At 60.2% G+C, this 19,552-nt stretch carries 21 protein-coding genes; 14 read left to right on the top strand and 7 right to left on the bottom strand.

What is annotated here, in order from left to right; genetic code table 11:
• The first annotated feature begins 166 nt into the window (after positions 1-166).
• From HQL44_14155 to panB, 6 genes are read left to right on the top strand one after another with little or no spacing between them, the layout of a single operon-like run.
• Entirely contained in the window at positions 167-1,654 is a 1,488-nt protein-coding gene (locus HQL44_14155; GenBank protein MBF0269724.1) for an ABC transporter substrate-binding protein, read from the top strand.
• Positions 1,651-2,640, top strand: a complete 990-nt coding sequence (locus tag HQL44_14150; GenBank protein ID MBF0269723.1) for an ABC transporter permease — start codon at positions 1,651-1,653, stop codon at positions 2,638-2,640. The genes HQL44_14155 and HQL44_14150 overlap by 4 nt, the downstream gene beginning before the upstream one ends.
• A complete protein-coding gene (locus HQL44_14145) occupies positions 2,637-3,455 on the top strand; it encodes an ABC transporter permease (GenBank protein MBF0269722.1) in 819 nt (272 codons plus the stop codon). Before HQL44_14150 ends, HQL44_14145 begins: the two co-directional genes overlap by 4 nt.
• Entirely contained in the window at positions 3,449-4,174 is a 726-nt protein-coding gene (locus tag HQL44_14140; protein MBF0269721.1) for an ABC transporter ATP-binding protein, read from the top strand. Before HQL44_14145 ends, HQL44_14140 begins: the two co-directional genes overlap by 7 nt.
• The gene (locus HQL44_14135; protein MBF0269720.1) at positions 4,168-4,821 is read left to right on the top strand and encodes an ATP-binding cassette domain-containing protein; all 654 of its coding nucleotides are present in this window, start codon (positions 4,168-4,170) and stop codon (positions 4,819-4,821) included. Before HQL44_14140 ends, HQL44_14135 begins: the two co-directional genes overlap by 7 nt.
• Before the next feature lie 44 nt (positions 4,822-4,865).
• Positions 4,866-5,690, top strand: coding sequence for a 3-methyl-2-oxobutanoate hydroxymethyltransferase (gene panB, locus HQL44_14130; protein ID MBF0269719.1), 825 nt, complete (start codon positions 4,866-4,868; stop codon positions 5,688-5,690).
• Here the strand turns inward: panB and HQL44_14125 are convergent.
• From HQL44_14125 to HQL44_14105, 5 genes are read right to left on the bottom strand one after another with little or no spacing between them, the layout of a single operon-like run.
• On the bottom strand, positions 5,674-6,423 hold the full coding sequence (locus HQL44_14125; GenBank protein MBF0269718.1) for a PIG-L family deacetylase: 750 nt from the start codon (positions 6,421-6,423) through the stop codon (positions 5,674-5,676). The genes panB and HQL44_14125 overlap by 17 nt on opposite strands.
• Positions 6,420-7,670, bottom strand: coding sequence for a glycosyltransferase (locus HQL44_14120; protein ID MBF0269717.1), 1,251 nt, complete (start codon positions 7,668-7,670; stop codon positions 6,420-6,422). Before HQL44_14120 ends, HQL44_14125 begins: the two co-directional genes overlap by 4 nt.
• On the bottom strand, positions 7,667-8,425 hold the full coding sequence (locus HQL44_14115; GenBank protein MBF0269716.1) for an SDR family NAD(P)-dependent oxidoreductase: 759 nt from the start codon (positions 8,423-8,425) through the stop codon (positions 7,667-7,669). Before HQL44_14115 ends, HQL44_14120 begins: the two co-directional genes overlap by 4 nt.
• The gene (locus HQL44_14110; GenBank protein MBF0269715.1) at positions 8,422-8,775 is read right to left on the bottom strand and encodes a DUF86 domain-containing protein; all 354 of its coding nucleotides are present in this window, start codon (positions 8,773-8,775) and stop codon (positions 8,422-8,424) included. Before HQL44_14110 ends, HQL44_14115 begins: the two co-directional genes overlap by 4 nt.
• A complete protein-coding gene (locus tag HQL44_14105; protein ID MBF0269714.1) occupies positions 8,775-9,089 on the bottom strand; it encodes a nucleotidyltransferase family protein in 315 nt (104 codons plus the stop codon). Before HQL44_14105 ends, HQL44_14110 begins: the two co-directional genes overlap by 1 nt.
• A 189-nt stretch (positions 9,090-9,278) precedes the next feature.
• Between HQL44_14105 and HQL44_14100 the strand changes: the two genes are divergently transcribed.
• Genes HQL44_14100 through arfB form a run of 3 tightly spaced genes read left to right on the top strand, consistent with a single transcriptional unit; the run spans position 9,279 to position 11,250 of the window.
• Positions 9,279-10,169, top strand: a complete 891-nt coding sequence (locus tag HQL44_14100; GenBank protein ID MBF0269713.1) for a YicC family protein — start codon at positions 9,279-9,281, stop codon at positions 10,167-10,169.
• Between the two features lie 9 nt (positions 10,170-10,178).
• Positions 10,179-10,814 carry a guanylate kinase gene (gene gmk, locus HQL44_14095; GenBank protein MBF0269712.1) on the top strand — a complete coding sequence of 212 codons (636 nt, stop codon included), beginning with the start codon at positions 10,179-10,181 and terminating at the stop codon, positions 10,812-10,814.
• 10 nt (positions 10,815-10,824) lie between these two features.
• Positions 10,825-11,250: an aminoacyl-tRNA hydrolase gene (arfB, locus tag HQL44_14090; GenBank protein MBF0269711.1), complete on the top strand. Its 426-nt coding sequence runs from the start codon at positions 10,825-10,827 to the stop codon at positions 11,248-11,250.
• Between the two features lie 5 nt (positions 11,251-11,255).
• Here arfB and HQL44_14085 read toward each other — a convergent pair whose 3' ends face one another.
• Positions 11,256-12,200: a threonylcarbamoyl-AMP synthase gene (locus HQL44_14085; GenBank protein ID MBF0269710.1), complete on the bottom strand. Its 945-nt coding sequence runs from the start codon at positions 12,198-12,200 to the stop codon at positions 11,256-11,258.
• A 3-nt stretch (positions 12,201-12,203) separates the two neighbouring features.
• A complete protein-coding gene (gene cysQ / locus HQL44_14080; GenBank protein MBF0269709.1) occupies positions 12,204-12,998 on the bottom strand; it encodes a 3'(2'),5'-bisphosphate nucleotidase CysQ in 795 nt (264 codons plus the stop codon).
• Positions 12,999-13,156: 158 nt separating this feature from the next.
• Between cysQ and lptF the strand changes: the two genes are divergently transcribed.
• The 5 genes from lptF to rsmA are packed head-to-tail and all read left to right on the top strand — an operon-like array spanning position 13,157 to position 19,528.
• Positions 13,157-14,275 (top strand): LPS export ABC transporter permease LptF, encoded by a 1,119-nt coding sequence (gene lptF, locus HQL44_14075; protein MBF0269708.1) that lies wholly within the window; start codon positions 13,157-13,159, stop codon positions 14,273-14,275.
• Positions 14,272-16,419 carry an LPS-assembly protein LptD gene (locus HQL44_14070; protein MBF0269707.1) on the top strand — a complete coding sequence of 716 codons (2,148 nt, stop codon included), beginning with the start codon at positions 14,272-14,274 and terminating at the stop codon, positions 16,417-16,419. Before lptF ends, HQL44_14070 begins: the two co-directional genes overlap by 4 nt.
• A 48-nt stretch (positions 16,420-16,467) precedes the next feature.
• Positions 16,468-17,727: a peptidylprolyl isomerase gene (locus HQL44_14065; protein ID MBF0269706.1), complete on the top strand. Its 1,260-nt coding sequence runs from the start codon at positions 16,468-16,470 to the stop codon at positions 17,725-17,727.
• A 3-nt stretch (positions 17,728-17,730) separates the two neighbouring features.
• Complete coding sequence (gene pdxA, locus HQL44_14060; protein ID MBF0269705.1) at positions 17,731-18,732, top strand: 4-hydroxythreonine-4-phosphate dehydrogenase PdxA; 1,002 nt, start codon at positions 17,731-17,733, stop codon at positions 18,730-18,732.
• Positions 18,710-19,528 carry a 16S rRNA (adenine(1518)-N(6)/adenine(1519)-N(6))-dimethyltransferase RsmA gene (rsmA, locus tag HQL44_14055; protein ID MBF0269704.1) on the top strand — a complete coding sequence of 273 codons (819 nt, stop codon included), beginning with the start codon at positions 18,710-18,712 and terminating at the stop codon, positions 19,526-19,528. The genes pdxA and rsmA overlap by 23 nt, the downstream gene beginning before the upstream one ends.
• Positions 19,529-19,552 lie beyond the last annotated feature (24 nt).

The following is a 19,552-nucleotide window of genomic DNA, read 5'->3' as shown; positions in this document are numbered from 1 at the left end:
CCGACAAGAAAAGGCAGCCACCCCCTCCCTGTCAAGGCGTGACAGGACGATGAAGGCGTGAAAAACTGCCGCCATGCTTCATGTCCGCACCCTAATATGCGCCATTCTTCTTGTTTTGGGCGCTCCGGCCTGGGCCCAAACGCCAGTCAATATCTTGATGGTGGGCATGCGGCTCGACGATCTGGTCACTTTGGACCCGGCGGAAGTGTTCGAAGTTTCCGGGGCCGAGATCGTAGCCAATCTCTATGACCGGCTGATCGACACGGAAAACGGCCAGCCCAAGGGCGTTCTGGCCGAATCTTGGAAAATCTCCCCAGATGGTCGGCAATACATCTTCACCTTGAAAAAGAACGCCAAATTCCATTCAGGGAAAACGGTCACCGCCCAGGACGCCGCTTGGTCCTTCCAACGGGCCGTCAAGCTGGACCGAGGCGGCGCCCTGATCTTGAAGCAATTGGGACTGACGGCCCAGAACGTCGCCCTAAGGGCCAGGGCCGAGAACGATCTGACATTCGTTCTCGATCTGGACGATGCGCTGTCGCCCAGCTTGGTTTGGAACATTCTGGCCAGCTATGCCGCCTCGGTCGTCGATTCGCGCCTGGGCAGCCAAGTGGAAAAGGATGGCGATTTCGCCAGCACTTGGCTGCGCATGAGAGATGGCGGGTCCGGCCCCTTTCGGCTAGAGCTTTGGCGTCCCGGCCAAGGCGTGATTTTGGGCCGCTTTGCCCCTCATCATCAAGGCGTTCCCGTCCCCGAGCGGGTGGGCATCCGCCATATTCCAGAAAGCTCGGTGCAGCGCCTGATGCTGGAAAAGGGCGATCTGGACATCGCGCGCAACCTGTCGCCCGACGACATGGCCAAGCTGACGGCAAACCCGGATGTGACCATCATCCGCGTTCCGCAGGGCGGGCTGTTCTATATCGGCATGAACATGAAGGTAAGGGCGCTGGCCGATTCCAAAGTGCGCCGCGCCCTCAAGCTGCTGATCGATTATGACGGCATCGCCAAGAACATCCTGAAAGGAACCAAGGCGGTCCACCAAACCATCCTGGCGCAGGGTTTTCCGGGTGCCCTGAACGATACGCCCTATAAACAGGATACCGAAACGGCCAAACGCCTGTTGGCCGAAGCGGGCTATGCGAAAGGCCTGCAATTGACGCTGGATGTGCGCAACGTCTCGCCTTCGATCGACATCGCCCAGGCCATCGCCGCCGATTTCGCCAAGGCGGGCGTAGCGATTGAAATCGTGCAGATGGACAACAAGCAACTGCTGACCCGCTACCGGGCCAGGGCGCATATGCTGACCTTGGCCCAGTGGTCGCCGGATTATCCCGACCCACACGCCACCATCCAGGGTTTCACCTGGAACCCCGACAATGCCGACAGCTCGCCCTATCGCCTTTTGGCTTGGCGCAATAGCTGGAACATTCCTGAACTGACCGGATTGGTGCAAGCCGCCAAATCCGAGCGCGACACGGCAAAGCGCCTATCCCATTACGAAGCCGCCCAGCGAGAAGCCCTGAGGGATGGCCCCTATGCCGTGATGTTCCAGGACATGCAAATCCTGGCCCTGCGAAAAACCGTGCAAGGTCTCAGGGCCGGTCTGACGCCCGATTCCATGCGCTATGCCGACGTCAAGAAAAACGCCAAATGAAGCGGCTTGTCTGGTTTCCCTTGACTTTGCTGGCATTGCTGGCCGTCACCTTCGCCTTCGCCAAGATTGCCCCCATCGACCCGCTGCTGGCCGTGGTGGGCGAGCGGGCCAATGAAGCGACCAGAGCCGCCGCCGCCCAGGCGCTGGGTCTTGACCAGCCTTGGCCAATCCAATTTCTGCATCATGTCGGGCGCGCCCTGTCTGGCGATCTGGGATTGTCCACCCTGACCGGACGGCCTGTCTTTGAAGACTTGGCCCAGGTCTTTCCCGCCACCGTCGAACTGGCGCTGGCGGCCACCGCCATCGGCTTGGCGTTGGGCCTGCCGCTTGGCGTCGTCGGCGCCTATTGGCGGGGACGCTGGCCCGACCATCTGTCCCGCCTGATCGCCCTGCTTGGCCATTCGGTTCCGGTTTTCTGGCTGGGGCTGATGGCCCTTTACCTGTTCTACGCCGCCCTGGGATGGACGCCTGGTCCTGGCCGTCTTAGCTTCTACCTTGAGGGGCTGATCCCCAGCCCGACCGGTTTCATCCTGGCAGATGCCTTGCTGGCCGGGCGCCCCGACATCGGCGCCGACGCGCTGGCTCATCTGGTTCTGCCAGCCCTGACGCTGGGCCTGTTTTCGACGGCCCTGTTCGCACGCACCAGCCGCGCCCTGATGCTGGACGCGCTGACGCAGGATTTCATCCTGACCGCCAGGGCCAAGGGTTTAAGCGAGTGGCGGGTGGTGCTGCGCCATGCCCTGGGGGCTGCGCTGGCGCCGCTGACCACCACCCTGGCCCTGACGCTCTGCTCGTTGCTGGAAGGGGCGGTGCTGACCGAAACCGTCTTCTCCTGGCCGGGCCTGGGTTCCTACATGACCGGCGCCTTGATGGCGGCTGACATGGCGGCCATCCTGGGGGGAACGCTGCTGATCGGTCTTGTCGTGGCCGCTCTCAATCTCTTGGCCGATATGATGCAACGCTGGCTGGACCCGAGGACGGCATGAATCGTTTTTTTCGCGATCCATTGGCTTGGCTGGGGATTATTCTGCTCATGCCGCTGATCCTGGGGGCCGTCTTTGGCCCCTTGATGGCCGATGCCGCCCTGCAAACCCATCTCAGCGCCCGCCTGTTGCCGCCATCGGCGGACCACTGGTTCGGCACCGACGCCCTGGGGCGAGACGTCCTGGCCCGCACCCTGGCCGGGGCGCGCCAAACGCTGGGCCTAGCCGTCCTGGTGGCCGGGCTGGCCGCCCCCCTGGGCTTGCTGATCGGAGCACTGGCGGGAACTTTGGGCGGCTGGATCGAAACTGTTCTGATGCGCATGACCGACATAGCGCTTTCGGTGCCAAGGCTGATTCTGGCCCTGGCCCTGGCCGCCGCCCTGGGGCCGGGATTGGTCAACGCCGCCATCGCCGTGGCGCTGACCGCTTGGCCACCCTATGCCCGCCAGGCCAGGGCGGAAACCTTGTCGGCCAGAAAGGCTGATTTCATCGCGGCGGCCAGGCTTTGCGGGGCCTCGGAACTGCGCGTCGCCTGCATCCATATCGTTCCCCTGGGCCTGTCTTCGATGCTGGTGCGCCTGAGCCTGGATCTGGCGGGAATCGTTTTGACGGCGGCAGGGCTGGGCTTTCTGGGCCTGGGCGCCCAACCCCCGGCCCCGGAATGGGGAGCCATGGTGGCGGCGGGTCGAACGCATCTGATCGAAGCCCCCTGGGTGGCGGGCTTTCCAGGCCTAGCGATCCTGATGGCCGGGCTGGGATTCTCGCTGATCGGCGATGCGCTGCGAGACGCGCTCGATCCCAGGAGCGATCGATGCTGATCGACGTGCGCGACCTGTCGGTGCGATTTGGAGGCAGGGCCGTCGTTGATGGCGTTTCGCTGGGTCTATTGCCGGGCGAACGGATGGCCATTGTGGGGGAATCGGGTTCGGGAAAAAGCACGCTGGCCCGCGCCTTGCTGGGTCTGGTGGCGCATCCGGGGCAGGTTGGCGCTGGCAGGCTGGTCATTGACGGAACCGAGATGAGCCGGGCCAAGCAAAGCGATTGGCGCAAAATTCGCGGACGGATCGTCGGCCTGATGCTGCAAGACCCGCGCTATAGCCTGCATCCCACCATGACAATCGGCCAGCAGATCGGCGAAGTGGCCAACAGGCCCATCGGCGACTGTCTGGCCGAGGTTGGTCTTTCCCCCGACATCGCCCAGCGATACCCGCACCAAATGTCCGGCGGACAGGGCCAGCGGGCCTATCTGGCGATGACCTTGGCCCAACGCCCCAAACTGCTGATCGCCGACGAACCGACCAGCGCGCTCGATCCGCCCATGGCCGCCCAGATGATGGCGTTGCTGGACGAACGCATGACGGCGCAGGGCATGGGCTTGCTGCTGATCACCCACGACATCGAACTGGCGATGCAGGCCTGTCCCCGCCTTTTGGTGATGCAAGACGGTCGGATCGTCGAGGAACTTGCACAAGGTCAAACGCCAGTCCACCCCTTTACGCAACGCCTGATCCGATCCATTCCGAGGCTTCCATGCTAAGCCTTCGCGATCTTACGGTGGCCATCGACGGCAAGATTCTGGTGGACAACATTTCCCTGGACGTCGCGGCTGGCGACAGTTTCGGCCTTGTCGGCCCATCCGGATCGGGAAAAAGCACCGTTCTGCGCGCCATCGCGGGCTTGATCGATTTCAAGGGCAAGATCACGTTCGAGGGGCGCGACCTGAGAAGGCTGACCAGCCTGGAGCGGGCCAAACGCCTCAACATGGTCTTTCAAGATCCTTATGGGTCGCTGCATCCACGCCACACGATGGCCCGCGCGTTGGCCGAACCCTTGATCATTCATGGCGTGGCGGATCGCCTGAAACGGATCGAGCAAGCGATCGCGGAGGTTAGCCTGACTGGCGATCTTCTTGGCCGTTATCCGCATCAATTGTCGGGCGGACAGCGCCAGCGGGTCGCCATCGCCAGGGCCTTGATCCTGAAACCACGGCTATTGCTGCTGGACGAACCGACCAGCGCCTTGGACATGACCGTTCAGGCCGACATTCTCGATCTTCTTGAACGGCTGAAGGGAACGCACGGCCTGTCTTATCTGCTGGTCGCGCATTCGCCCGCCATTGTGGCAAGGCTGTGCGACCAGATCGGCCGGATGGAAAATGGCCGACTCATTCCTGACGGTTGCTAAGCGGGCGGAAAAGCGCGATAACCGTCTGAAAGCAGGAGGTTTATATGAGCGATTCGCCAACCAAGCGCCTGATGCCGCCCGATATCCGCGCCCGCAAGGGGGGGGAACCCATCGTCAGCTTGGCGCTGTATACGGCCCCCATGGCCCGCCTTGCCGCCCCTTATTGCGACTTCCTGCTGGTCGGCGATTCGGTGGGCATGGTGCTTTACGGCATGGACAGCACCTTGGGCGTCACGCTGGACATGATGATCCAGCACGGCAAGGCGGTGAAGCGCGGCGCGCCCGACGCCTGCGTCATCGTCGACCTGCCTTTCGGCAGTTATGAAAGCTCGCCGGAACACGCCTTCGCGTCGGCCTCGCGCGTGATGGCCGAAACGGGCGCGCAGGGCGTGAAACTGGAAGGCGGCACCGTCATGGCGCCCACCATCGAATTCCTGTCGAAGCGCGGCATCCCGGTCATGGCCCATGTGGGGCTTTTGCCGCAGTCGGTCAACACGGCGGGCGGCTTTCGAGCCCACGGACGCGATCTGCAGGAAGCCAGCCATATCCACGAAGATGCGCTGGCGGTCGCCGAAGCCGGCGCTTTCGCCATGGTGGTGGAAGGCGTGGTCGAAGACCTGGCAAGGCGCATCACCAAGGAAGTGCCCATTCCAACTATCGGCATCGGCGCATCGCCCGCCTGCGATGGCCAAGTCCTGGTCTGCGACGACGCGCTTGGCCTGTTCAGCGCCTTCAAGCCGCGCTTCGTGAAGCGTTTCGCGGAACTGGCCCCACCAGTTCAGCAGGCCTTCGAAGCCTATCGCGACGAAGTGCGGGCCAGAAGTTTCCCGACCCTGGAACATTGTTTCGGCATCAGGAAAAACGGCTGACGAAATCCGAAAGCCCGCGACTGATCTCGGCTTGCTTTCGCCAGTCGATACGAGGATGCCGCAACGGCACCCAATGAAAGCGCTCGCGAAACAGCCGTCCCTTGTGCGGCGGGCATGCATAATCATGCGCGGGCATTAGGCGCATCGCTTCTTGACGGCAGGAAACGTAATCGAGATTAGCCCGCTCGCTGGCATAAAGTTCCAGCAGGGCGCGTTTAAAATCGGCCTCCTCGGGCGAAAGCGCCAAGACGTTTCCAATTCCGTCTGGAAACTGATTGGAATTCACCCGTCCGCCAGCGAAATTGTACTCGGCGAATTCCCAAATCTCGAACCTGCCCCGCAAGGTCTGGGCCAGCGCATTGGCGGCGTCATGATCCTGATGGCCGCCTTCATAAGCAGGCACCCACAGCCGCTGCGCTTCAAACCCTTCGACGGTTCGGCGGACTTCTACCAAATGCTCGATCAGGCGGCGACTGGGAATATCCAGCGACCCGGCAATCGAGAACCCGTGTGCATCGGCAACCCGCCTTGCTTCGTCCATCCGCCTTGAAGCCTTGGCGTAGTAGGCGTTTCGCTCCCAGAACCAGGCCTCTCTGGCGATGCCGGTGGTCAGAAACAGAACCGACAGCTTGGCGCCCTGCGCCATGGCGCGTTTCATGGCGATGGCCGCTCCCACCACCTCGTCGTCAGGATGCGGGGCCAACACCAGGATGGAAGGAAGCGCCGCCGTCATTCCCAACGCGCGGCCTTGCGCCAGAAGGGCATGATGTCCTGGGCCAGAACGTCCCCCCAACTGGGATGCGCGCGTTCTGAATGCTGGCGCGCAGCAAGGCCAAGCATACGACGCCGGTCAGGCGCCATCAGCAAACCTTCCAATGCGTGGCCCCAACCATGATCGGGCACCACCAGTCCGCTGACATTGGGTTCGAAATACGGCTCCAGTCCCGATCTTTCATTGACCAGCACCGGCAAGCCAGAAGCCAGGGCTTCCATCACCACATTGGCCAATACATCCAACATCGACGGAAAAAGGAATATGTCGCAACTGGCGTAAAGACGCCCCATATCCGCCGAAGGCACGCTCCCAGGCAGGCAGGCGCGCTCTTTTAGCATCTGGCGGATGACGGGAATTTCCTCGCCCTCGCCCGCCGCCAGAAAATGGACGTCATGCCCCTTGGCGGCCATTTCGGCAACCGCTTGGGCGGCGGGCAGGACGTTCTTGCCGGCGTTGACGCGGCCTACGAACAAGACAACTACGCTTTCACGCGCAATGCCGAAACGCGATTCCAACCAAGCCCGGTCGCGATGTTCGGGACTGAAGAAATCCATGTCGATGCCGCGCCGCAATCGGCCTACCCGCCCAGCTCCCAGGCATCGTTTCATTTCCTCCAACGACTTGGCGTCGGAATCGAGCGAGAAATGAGCCGCAAACTGATGCTTGCGCAGCTTGGCCAACATGCGCGCTTCCTGCCATTGATCAACCTTGAGACGATCCAGAAGCAGGCGAGAAAGGAAACCATGGCCGAACAGCCGCTCGACGGTGCGCCTTGTGTAAAGGCGCGTATAGCCAGGCGTATCCGTATGCACGGAATTGACCAGTGGGATGCCCTTTCGGCCACAAACCTTCAGCGCCGTTCCCGCCATGGCGAAGAACGCATCCGTGGTATGGACGACGTCGTAGCCGGGAAGCGCCTTTGCGATTCCTGGATGCCAGGGCGACAGATCGGTGTGGTCGGGGATATTGCCTACGATCCAAGACAAGCGCTCGGTCGAGAAGGCGGGGCGATGGCTGATGAAGCGCACATGGTCCGACAACGGCTCGATCGCCTCACTGGCGTTCTGCACATGCACGGTCAGATCGAGATCGTCTCGGGAAACGGCAGCGCGCGCCAATTTCTCCCAGCATTTGACGTGCCCCCCGGCGCTGGCCCGCCTTTCAAGATCGACCAGCACGCCAACCTTCAAACGCCTTCCCGTCATCGCTGGCGAATTCCCAGCAAAACGTCGGAAAGGCCCACCGGCAAAAAGGAGAGAAGCCATACGCCGAAGGCCAGGGGCATCGGAAAGCTGATCCGGCCCTTGTCAAGTGCCAGCCCCAGCTTGATCACCTGGGCGGCGCGTTCGGGATTCATCAAGAAGGGCATAGTGAAGTTGTTGCGCTCGGTCATAGGCGTTTTGACGAAGCCGGGACAAATCACCGACACTTGCACGCCATGCGGCTTCAGGCGCAGACGCATACCCTCACCCAGCACGCGTTCGGCGGCCTTGCTGGCGCAATAGGCGGGCGATTCAGCAAATCCTCGAAAGCTGGCCAGCGACGACATGATGGCGATCTGCCCCCGCTTGCGTTCCCTCATGCGGGGCAGGATGGGCAGGATGGTGTTCAGAACGCCATCGACATTGGTGGCGAAGACGGCGCGGATCTGGTCGCAGGTCTCTTCTTTGCCCTTGTGGCTGCCCGCGGAAATTCCCGCGTTGGCGATCACCAGATCGAGAGGCCGCGACGTATCGGCCGCCTCGATCCAGGTCGCCATCGTATCTTCATCGACGACATTGACCACGGCGCGTTCGACCCTGGCCCCTCGCCCACGACAATCAGAAGCGACCTTTTCCAAGCGCTCGGCATTACGACCACTCAGGAACAGCGTAACCCCCGAATGGGCGTAGCTGAGGGCCAGCGCAGCCCCAAGACCGCTGGAAGCGCCTGTAATCAGGATATTCCTAGGCTCTTTCATGATCCCCTATCCTCGGCTGTCAAGACGGCTCGCAGACGGTTCCCCAAAGGCAAAACGTCGTTCAGCAGCGTGCGCCATAAAATTTCAGATGCCACCGAATGATATTCGTGAACCAGGATATTGCGCATTTCCGCCAGTTTAGACCAGGGCACATCCGGGTAGCGATGAGTAATCTCCTGGGGAAGATGGCGCACCGCCTCGCCCATGATTTCCAGGTTGCGCGCCACGGCATCTTGCGTGCGCTCGTCCTCGCAGAAGGCGTCCATGTCCATTCCCTTGATATAACGGTGGATGCGATCCACCGCTTCGGAAATATCCGCCAGACTGACCCGCCAATCCTTGATTGTCATCAAAATATCCTAATCGCTTCCTTTAAGATGCGTCCTTTCAGACGCGGCTTCAAGCTGGTGGGGGTAACGATGTCCGCCGGATGGCCTAAATGCCCCTCCAGCCAACGCTTCAAATCGATCAGCTCGAACATGCCCGATGGACGGCCGGGCTTGAACTCGACCAGCAGGTCGATGTCCGATTTGGGCGACGCCTCGTCCCTGCCGACCGAGCCGAACAGCGACAGTCCCGCAACTCCAAAGCGGGCCAACTCATCTTGGGCATTACTTAGGCGATCAAGGACCTCGGCCCGTCTTACCGGGTGACGGCGTTCCATGCGGCTGACCATCCGGCGCACCGCTTCGGTCTTGTGGGCAGGCACCCAGACGGTCACGCCGACCAACCCGCGTTTCCTGCGCTCGCGTTCCTCTTTCCTGTTCATTTTTCTGGGATAGCTTATCGGGTCCTTCCAAGCAACAAGCGCTTTTCGCTTGCCAGATCAATCGGGAACGGCCAGAAAAGGCGCATGTCGATCATCAGCATGACCGGATACGCCCGTTCGCAGGGCGCCTGCCCCCAGTTCTCCTGGATCTGGGAGGCCAAAAGCGTCAACGGCAAGGGCTTGGAAGTTCGCCTGCGCCTGCCGCCCGGCCACGATTCCTTGGAACTTCCCGCCCGCGACAAGGTGGCCAAAGGGGCCAAAAGGGGCAATATCAACCTCTCCTTGAACGTCACGAGGCAGAGCCAGTCCACGGCACCCTCGGTGAACCGGGCGCTGCTTGACAGTTATCTGACCCTGGCCATGGATCTGGCCCGCGAACACGGCCTGCCCACCCCCAGCGCTGAAAGCGTGATGGGACTGCGCGGCGTTATCGAAACCGCCGACGAAGCCAGCCTGGACGAGGCGGGACTTAAGGAACGCGATGCCCTGCTGTTGGCCTCGCTGGACGAAGCGCTTTTTGGCCTAGCCGCCATGCGTAAGGACGAAGGAGCCAGGATGGCGGAGATCCTGACCTTGGAATTGAACGAGATCGAGCGCTTGTCCAAGGCGGCTCGAGAGACGGCAGCCCTGCGCCCCGAAGCCATCAGGACCGGATTTAAATCCAAGCTGGACGAGTTGTTGAATTCCCAGCCGCCGGTCTCCGAAGAACGCTTGGCCCAGGAACTGGCCCTGCTGATCGCCAAGGGCGACGTCAGGGAAGAGCTTGACCGGCTGGACGCCCATGTGCAGGCGGCCCGCGACATGCTGAAAGCAACCGATCCCGTGGGGCGGCGGCTGGATTTCTTGTGCCAGGAATTCAACCGGGAATCGAACACGCTGTGCTCGAAATCGTCGGATGTCGAGTTGACGCGCATCGGACTGGCGCTGAAGGCCGTGATCGAACAATTCCGCGAGCAAGTGCAAAACATCGAATAGGGGCCATCCATGAACGATGCCGCAATCAACCGCCGGGGCCTGATGCTGGTTCTCTCGTCGCCATCAGGAGCGGGAAAATCCTCGATCGCCAAAGCCCTGCTGGAAACAGAACCGCAATTGGCGATGTCGGTTTCGGCGACCACGCGCGCGGCCCGCCCTGGCGAGGTGGACGGCAAGGATTACCATTTCATCGACCTTGAACGCATGAAGGGCATGATCGGAAACGGCGAGTTTCTCGAACATGCCAAAGTGTTCGACAATTACTACGGCACGCCCAGGGCGCCGGTCGAAGCAGCGCTGACCTCGGGCAAGGATGTCTTGTTCGACATCGACTGGCAGGGCACGCAGCAAGTAGCCGCCAATGCGCGCGACGACTTGGTCACTGTGTTTGTGCTGCCCCCTTCGGTCGAGGAACTGGAAAAACGCCTGAAGGGGCGTGGCCAGGATTCCGAAGAGGTCGTGCAAAAGCGCATGAGCAAGGCAGCCGACGAGATGAGCCACTGGCCGGAATATGATTACGTGATCGTCAATCGCGATCTGGCCGTCAGCATTGCCGCCGTCAAGGCCATCCTAAGCGCCGAGCGCTTAAAGCGCGTTCGCCAAGTGGGGCTGGCCGATTTCGTCAACAAGCTGCGCGGCGCTTGACGGCGCCTCCATGATCCGCATCACCCACAGAATCGCCATCGACGAAAAGGAAATCGAAGAGCAGTTCGTGCGTTCAAGCGGTCCTGGCGGGCAGAACGTGAACAAGCTGTCCACCGCCGTCCAATTGCGTTTCGACGTGCGCGGCTCACCGTCTTTGCCCGAAGACGTCAAGGAGCGGTTGGAAAAACTGGCCGGCCGACGGATGACGCAAGAGGGCGTTCTGGTCATCACGGCCCAGCGTCACCGCACGCAGGAGCGCAATCGCCAAGATGGGCTTGAGCGCCTGATCGACCTGATCCGCCAAGCCGTGCCGCCGCCGGTGCCGCGCCGCCCAACCCGCCCAACTCTCGCTTCGAAACGCCGCCGCCTGGACGATAAAGGCAAACGTTCGACGACCAAATCGCTGCGTGGCTCGCCCAGGGACAGGGGCGAGTAGGTACTCTACCTGTCCGCCGACGCCCGCTTCAAACGATCATTGATGGCCAATCCCAACCCATGATGCGGAATGGGCATGACGGCAATTGTCATGACTCCTGGCCGGTCCAATTCGCGCAAATAGGCGAACAGATGCGCCGCCGCCTCGATCGGATCGCCCGCCGGGCTTAGATTAAGGGCGGCCTCACCCGGAGCATTTGGGCCAAACCCCAGCAGAACCTCGCCCGGCATGGGCTGGTCTGCGTTCAACCGCAACCTAGCTTGCGGCGCATAATGGCTTTCCATCTGGCCGGGCGACTGGATCGCCCCGCCTTCCGAAACGACCTCAACCCGCCCCAAAACTTCTCTCAGGCTCTCCAAAGAGACGCCACCTGGGCGCAGCAGGCAGGGAACATCATGAACCAGCGAAAGAACCGTGCTTTCCAACCCGACTTGGCACGGCCCGCCATCCAACACCAACTGCGCCTTCTTACCCAAGCCCTGAACTACATGATCCGCCCTGGTCGGACTGAGTTTGCCCGACGGATTGGCGCTGGGGGCGGCGATGGGACCATTGAACGCCCGCAGCAGGTTTAGCGCGGCAAGATGATTGGGAATTCTGACGGCCAGCGTATCCAACCCGGCGGTGGCCAGAAGCGAGACCCGTCCTTCCGGTTTGCGCGGCAACACCAAGGTCAATGGCCCCGGCCAGAAGCGTTGGGCCAGCTTCCTGGAACGGTCGTCGAAACAAGCGATCCGTTCCGCAGATTCGATATCGGCGACATGCGAGATTAGTGGGTTGAAACTGGGGCGTCCCTTGGCTGCGAAAATGCGCGCCACCGCCTGATCATTGGACGCATCGGCGCCCAGACCGTAAACCGTTTCGGTTGGGAAAGCGACCAGTCCGCCTTCTCGCAACACGGCGACGGCTTCGGCCAGATTCTCGGGCGTGGCGGGCAGAAGACGAGGCATCGCCTAATCCCTTAGTCCCCAAGCCACGAAATCGGGATTGAGGATGCTTTCCTTGCCATAGCGCAAGGGCTGGCCATCCAGGGTTTCCAGGCGTCCCCCGGCCCCCAGCAGGACGGCATGTCCGGCGGCGGTGTCCCACTCGCTGGTCGGACCGAAGCGTGGATAGACATCCGCCGACCCTTCCGCGACGCGACAGATTTTCAGGGAACTGCCAGCCTTGACCAGCCCAGCGATCTTTCGCCCGGCCAAATAGGCATGGATTTTCTCAGGATCGCCATGCGACCGGCTGGCCACCACGCTCAAGCCGTCAGCCGGAGGATGGCGGCAAGCAATGGATTGCCAGGGGCCTGAACCCTCCTTTTTCCAAGCGCCCTCGGTTCCGCCAACAAACAACAGATCCAGAACCGGCGCGAACACCACGCCCAGGACCGGACTTCCATTTTCTATCAAGCCGATATTGACCGTGAACTCCCCAGAGCGCTTGACGAATTCCTTGGTGCCGTCCAAAGGATCGACCAGCCAGAATCGCTGTCCCTGCCGGTCGGGCATGTAGCCTGCCTCGGCGGCTTCCTCGGAAATGATGAGGGTCTTGGGATCCGTCTTCTTTAAAGATTCCAAAATTAACCTTTCAGCAGCCTCATCGGCCTCCGTGACCGGCGATTCGTCGGATTTCTGGCGAACGGCAAAATCGGAAGAATAAATGGCAAGGATGGCCTGCCCCGCTGCCAGAGCGATCTCAGATAATTCCAACAGCGGCGCGGAGGGGGTTTTCCCAGCTATCGGGGTATGAGGGGGCATGAACTACTAGTCCTCGTGGGGGAGCAACAGGCGCGCAGTCTAGCAGGAAAAATTGCCCCAATCGAGAAGCGAAACATCACCGTCTCAATGCTTTACAGCCCGTGGCCGGATGGTTTACAGGTCTCATTCCAAAAAGTTTTCCACAGGGGAAGTGGCCGTTGGGACGGATCACGCTGTACATTTTGCGCCAGATTCTCATCGGCACCATCCTGGTGACGATAGGACTGACTTGCGTGATATGGCTAAGCCAGTCCTTGCGTCTGGTCGAACTGATCATTAACAAGGGCCTCTCGATTGGCGGCTTTTTGTATCTGACCATGCTTTTGATGCCCAACTTCCTGACCATGATCACCCCCATCGCCTTGTTCGCGGTGTTGCTGTTCACCTACAACCGGCTGGATGCCGACCGCGAGATGGTGGTGATGCGTTCGGCAGGCCTAAGCCAGATGGCGCTGGCCCGGCCAGCCTTGCTGGTGGCGGGCGGGCTGACCTTGTTCGGCTATCTTCTGACCATCGAGCTGGGTCCGGCGTCGGTCAAGACCTTCCGCGAAATGCAATGGGAAATCCGTAACGACATCTCGCGCGTTCTTTTACAGGAAGGCACATTCAACAACATCGTAGACGGCGTAACCGTCTATGTGCGCTCGCGCACCGGCGAAGGCGAACTGCTGGACGTTCTGGTCCATGACACGCGCAAGAAAGACAGAGACGTCACCATGATGGCCGAACGCGGCGCTTTGGTGCGTTCGGACGGCGGACCTCGCGTTCTTCTGATCAACGGCAATCGTCAGGAACTGATCCACAACAGCGGTCAGCTTTCGCTGTTGTATTTCGACAGCTACACCGTGGAAATGACCAACCTGGAAAACAATGATCCACGTTTTCGCGATGCCCGCGAACGGCCATTGGGCGAACTGTTTTCCGTCAATGCGCAAGAGGTGGGGCCAGTGGATTTCGCCCGTTTCCGGGTAGAAGCGCATCACAGGCTTTCCAGCCCGCTTTACCACCTCGCCTTCGCCTTCGTCGCCCTGGTCTGCTTGCTTTCCGGCTCCTTCTCACGCCATGGCATGTCGGGCAAGGTCGTGCTGGCCATTGCTTTGATGATTGCCGTCGAAGCTGCACAATTGGGCGTTGCTGGGCTTGTCGTGAAGTCCCTGACCTTGATCCCCTTGATCTATGTGGTGCCGGTCCTGCCTATCTTGATCTGCCTTGGCCTTTTGATCGGACAACCCAGATTGCCCAGGCTGCGCGGCCAAACCGGCGAGGCGTCGAAATGAGCCGCCGTTTTGCTTCCGCCCTCGTCTTGCTGGCAGCCCTTCTTTTGCCCGCGCCGCATCTGAGCGCCGCCGAACAGAAACCGGCGAAGAACGACTTTGACAGTGAACAGGTTTACTTCTCTGCCGACGAGGTCAACCAGGACAAAGAACTTGGCATCATGACCGCCAGGGGGCATGTCGAAGTCTCCTATCAGGGCCGCGTCCTGCTGGCGGAACAGATTTCCTACAACACCCGCCAGGACATCATTTCGGCCTCGGGCAATGTCAGCCTTTTGGAACCCACCGGCGACGTGTTTTTTGCGGATTATTTCGAACTGTCCGGCGATTTGAAGGAAGCGACAAGCAAGAACCTGCGAGTCCTGATGGCCAACCGCACGCGTCTGGCCGCTGCCAAAAGCACGCGCGTTTCCGGCGAAAAGAACGTCATGGAAAAAGCCGTCTACTCGGCTTGTGAACCTTGCAAGGACGACCCGAAGAAAGCGCCTCTTTGGCAGGTCAAGGCCATGAAGGTGACGAATGACGAGAAAAACAAGACCTTCGAATACAAGGACGCATGGCTCGAATTCGCGGGCGTCCCCGTCGCCTACACGCCATATTTCGAACACGCCGACCCGCGCGTCAAAAGGCACAGCGGCTTTCTGCCCCCCAGTTTCGGCGGCTCCAGCCAGTTGGGCGGCTCGCTGACAGTCCCCTATTATTGGGCAATCTCGAACAACCAGGACGCCACCATTTCAACGATGGCCACGGGCAAGGAAAACGTGGTCATGATCGGCGAACACCGCAACCGCTTGATGAGTGGGAAAACCGACACCCAGGGCAGCCTGACCTATGATTCGAAAAATACGGTGCGCGGCCATATCAAGGCGACCGGCCTGTTCGATGTCGATGAAACTTGGCGAGCAGGCTATCTGGTCGAGCGTGCCAGCGACGACACCTATCTGCGCCGCTATGGATTCAGAGGATCTGACCGCTGGTTGGAAACGCACCCCTATGTCGAGGGTTTCTCTGGCCGCAATTACGCCAGGATGGAGTCCTATCTGTATCAAGGATTGTCGAAAAGCGATGATCCGGGCAAAGCTCCCGTCGTGCTGCCGGTAGCCGAACTAAGGCGCGTGGGCGAGCCTGGATCGCAAGGCCAGTATTGGAGCCTCGATGCTGGAATGCTCGACATCTACCGGGGCGAGGGAACGGACACCCGGCGAATGTCCTCGCGGCTGGCATGGAACCTGCCCTATACGGCTCCCGCAGGCGACAAATACAAGTTGACGGCGGAATTGCGCGGCGACGGCTATCACATTTCCGATTACCAACTTCACAACCGCGAAGAAAACGGTTTCAGCGGACGCGTCGTTCCTCAGCTGTCCCTGGATTGGCGTTATCCTTTCGTGCGCAATGGCGAACGCTTTACCGACGTGGTGGAGCCGATCGTCGTGGGCACGGTCAGCCCCAACGGCATGAATCCTGCGCGTATTCCCAATGAGGACAGCCTCGATTTCGAGTATGACGACACCAACATCTTCCTTCCCCAGCGATTTACCGGACTTGATCGCGTGGAAGGCGGTCCTCGCGTTGCCTATGGCGTCAAATGGAGCGTCTTTGGCAAGCGGCCGGGCGCCATGACAGCCTTGTTGGGCCAGAGCTATCGCGCCCATGTCGACGAAACACATGCAAGAGACTCTGGCTTGCAAGACAATCTGTCGGACTATGTAGGGCGTTTTGACGTCAGCCCGATGGGCAATTTCAAGATGCTCTACCGCTTCCGATTAGACAAGGACTCACTGGCAGCCAGACGAAGCGAGGTCGGTTTTCAGGCAGGCCCAAAAGCCTTGAACCTTAGTGCGAATTACGTGTTCGTCGACAAGAACAGCGTCACCGGCTACCCGGATCGCGAACAGGTGAATATGACCTTATCCTCGAAGCTGACACGTTACTGGTCCGCCAATGCCGGAACAGTGTACAATCTTGGCAACGACATCGAACCGCTTTCCTACAATACGCAATTGGTCTATGAGGATGAGTGCTTCGCTTTGTCGGCCAATTATATGCACAAGTTCACCTATGACCGCGATTACGTCGGCGGGCAGTATATTCTCTTCCGCTTCACCTTGAAGACGCTTGGCGAGTTCCAAGCCAGTGCCGAATAAACCGGCCCCTCTCATGGACACAGGCACGACATCATGACTTGCTGGAGAATGTTGACGTTCCTTCTGACGGTCTCGCTGCCTCTGCTAGGCGCAATGGCCGCGTCAAGCGCCAGTGCACAAGAGAATGAGCGCATTGCCGCCGTGGTCAACGACGACATCGTCTCCATGCGAGACCTTGAAGAACGCATGAAGCTGGCCATCATCAATTCCCGCCTGGAAAACAGCCCCGATGTGCGCCGCCGTCTGGTTCCCCAGGTCCTTCGCAAATTGATCGAAGAAAAGCTGCAGCTTCAGGAAGCCGCTCGTCAGGGCATTGCAGCCACTGAATCTGAAATTCAGAAGACAATCAGAAACATTGAAGCCCAGAACAACCTGCCATCTGGCGGCCTTGAGATCGCCACCAGAAGAGATGGCATAGACTTCAACAGCCTTCTGACCCAAATCAAAACGGAAATCACATGGGTCAAGCTGCTACGTATGCAATACGCCAGTGCGATCAAAATCCTGGACGCCGAAGTCGACGCGCAGTTGTCACTGGCAAAATCGAATATGAACCGCCCGCAATATCTTTTGGCCGAGATTTTCTTGGGCACAGACAATCCGTCTCAAGAAGGTGAAATCCACACACTTGCCGAGCGCATCGTTCAACAGGCAAGACAAGGCGCCCCATTTCCGTCACTGGCTCGTCAATTCTCGCAAACGGCAAGCGCCGCCACTGGTGGAGATATCGGATGGATCTATGAAGGCCAATTGCCAGCAGATATCGAAACCATCGTCAAAAGCCTGCAACCGCAGCAAGTCAGCAATCCCATTCGCACCTTGACCGGTTACCATATCTTCTATCTGCGCGAACGCAGAAGCGGGGCGGCGCAAGACAGAAGCAACTCGGTCCTTGAACTAGCGCAGCTGTTTCTTCCCCTTGCTCAGAATGCCCGTCCTGATGAAGTCCGCGCCCAGACCGAGCTTGTGCAAACGGCTGCCAGTGCCGCTGAAAGTTGCGATGACATCGCAAAACTATCCAAGGAAATCGGCTCGCCATCCAATCCTAGACTTGGCAAAATCAAAGTAGGGGCACTGCCAAGCAATTTGCAATCGGCATTGGCAGATCTCCCCGCAGGGAAAGTGACAGCGCCGCAGAAGGTAGGGGGCGGCGTAGCCGTGCTGATGGTCTGTTCGCGCAAGGATGAAACAGGACTGCCTACCCGCGAGGAGATCGTAGGGCGCCTTGAAATGGAACGGATGGACATTCAAGCTAGGCGCCTGTTGCGCGATCTGAGGCGCACGGCCATTGTCGATGTCCGGATATAATCCATGATTGGCGCGCCCTTGGCGCTGTCAATGGGCGAACCTTCCGGCATCGGCGGCGAAATCGCGATGAAAGCCTGGATGCGCCGTGGCGAGGGGCTTTCCCCATTCTTCGCCATTGATGATCCCAATCGTCTGCAATCCATCGCAAACGCCTTGGGCTGGCAGGTTCCTATTCAGATCGTGCAAGCGCCAAAAGACGCCCAGGACTGCTTCGACCATGCCTTGCCAGTTGTCCCGCTTGGCTTACGCGTTGAAGCTAGACCAGGAATTCCGGACGCCGAGAACGCAAAAGCCGTCGTCGAATCCATAACAAGAGCCGTCGAAATGGTCGTGGCAGGCCAGGCCGCCGCTCTGGTCACCAATCCCATCCATAAGGCGGTCCTGAAGGCCGCGGGTTTCGCGCATCCAGGCCATACCGAGTTTCTGGGCGAACTGGCGGGCGGGGCGCAGCCCGTGATGATGCTGACGGCAAACGGTTTGCGCGTCGTCCCCGTTACGATCCACATCCCTCTCAAAGAAGTACCTGCGCGCCTGACCCAAGACGCGATCTTGCGCCAAGGGCGCGTCCTGTCAAACGCCTTGAAGCGCTATTTCTCCTTGCCAGAACCCCGGATTGCCGTGGCTGGTCTCAATCCACATGCCGGCGAGGATGGCGTTTTAGGGCGCGAAGAAATCGACATCATTCTCCCTGCCATAGAGGCATTGCGCCGCGAAGGAATCAATGCCTTCGGCCCCCTGCCCGCAGACACGCTGTTTCATGCCGAAGCCAGGGCAGACTACGACGCTGTTATGTGCATGTATCACGATCAGGCGTTGATTCCGGTCAAGATGCTTGGCTTTTGGGAAGGCGTCAACGCAACGCTGGGGCTTCCCTTCATCCGCACCTCGCCAGATCATGGAACGGCGCTTAAGCTGGCGGGAACGGGAAAGGCCGATCCCCAAAGTTTGATGGCCGCCCTGAAACTGGCGGCCCAGATGGCGAATGCCCATGCTGCCGCCGCTTAAGGAGGTCGTGGAGAAACATGGACTATTGGCCCAGAAATCGCTGGGCCAGCATTTCCTGTTCGATCTGAACATCACCAACAAAATCGCACGCATGGCTGGCGATTTGACGCAAGGCACCACAATCGAAGTGGGGCCTGGACCCGGCGGCTTGACCCGCGCTTTGCTTGAGAACGGCGCAGCCCAGGTTATCGCCATTGAAAAGGACAAGCGATGCCTGGACGCCTTGGCCGAGATCGAAGCCGCCTACGAAGGGCGCCTGCGGGTGATCGAGGGAGACGCCACGAAAATCGAAACCGCTGAACTGGGCAACGCCCCCAGGCGCGTGGTCGCCAATCTGCCCTACAATGTGGGAACGCCGTTGCTGGTCGGCTGGCTGAAGCGGATTCACGACTTTGAAAGCCTGACCTTGATGTTTCAAAAGGAAGTCGCCGACCGTTTGGTGGCACCGGTGCGCAGCTCTGCCTATGGACGGCTTTCCGTCCTGGCCCAGTGGCAGTGCGAGGTCAAAAAGCTGTTCGACTTGCCTGGGGCCGCCTTCACGCCCCCCCCCAAGGTGGCTTCCAGCGTCGTGCGCCTGACCCCGAAAGCAACCACGGAACCGGCAAAATTCGCCCTGTTCGAGCGCGTGACGGCCAGCGCCTTTGGCCAGCGGCGAAAGATGTTGCGTTCCAGCCTGAAAAGTCTGGGCAATGCCGAAGAGTTGCTGGCCAAGGCGGGCATCGTCCCCACGGCCCGGGCGGAAGAAATCGGCTTTGCGGGCTTTGCCGCCCTGGCCCGCGCCTTGGAACAGGCTTGATCGCAGCCCCATGGCGTCCGATCA

The organism is Alphaproteobacteria bacterium (genome assembly GCA_015231795.1).
Taxonomy (GTDB): Bacteria; Pseudomonadota; Alphaproteobacteria; order Rhodospirillales; family WMHbin7; genus WMHbin7.
This window is presented reverse-complemented; position numbering and strand designations above follow the sequence as displayed.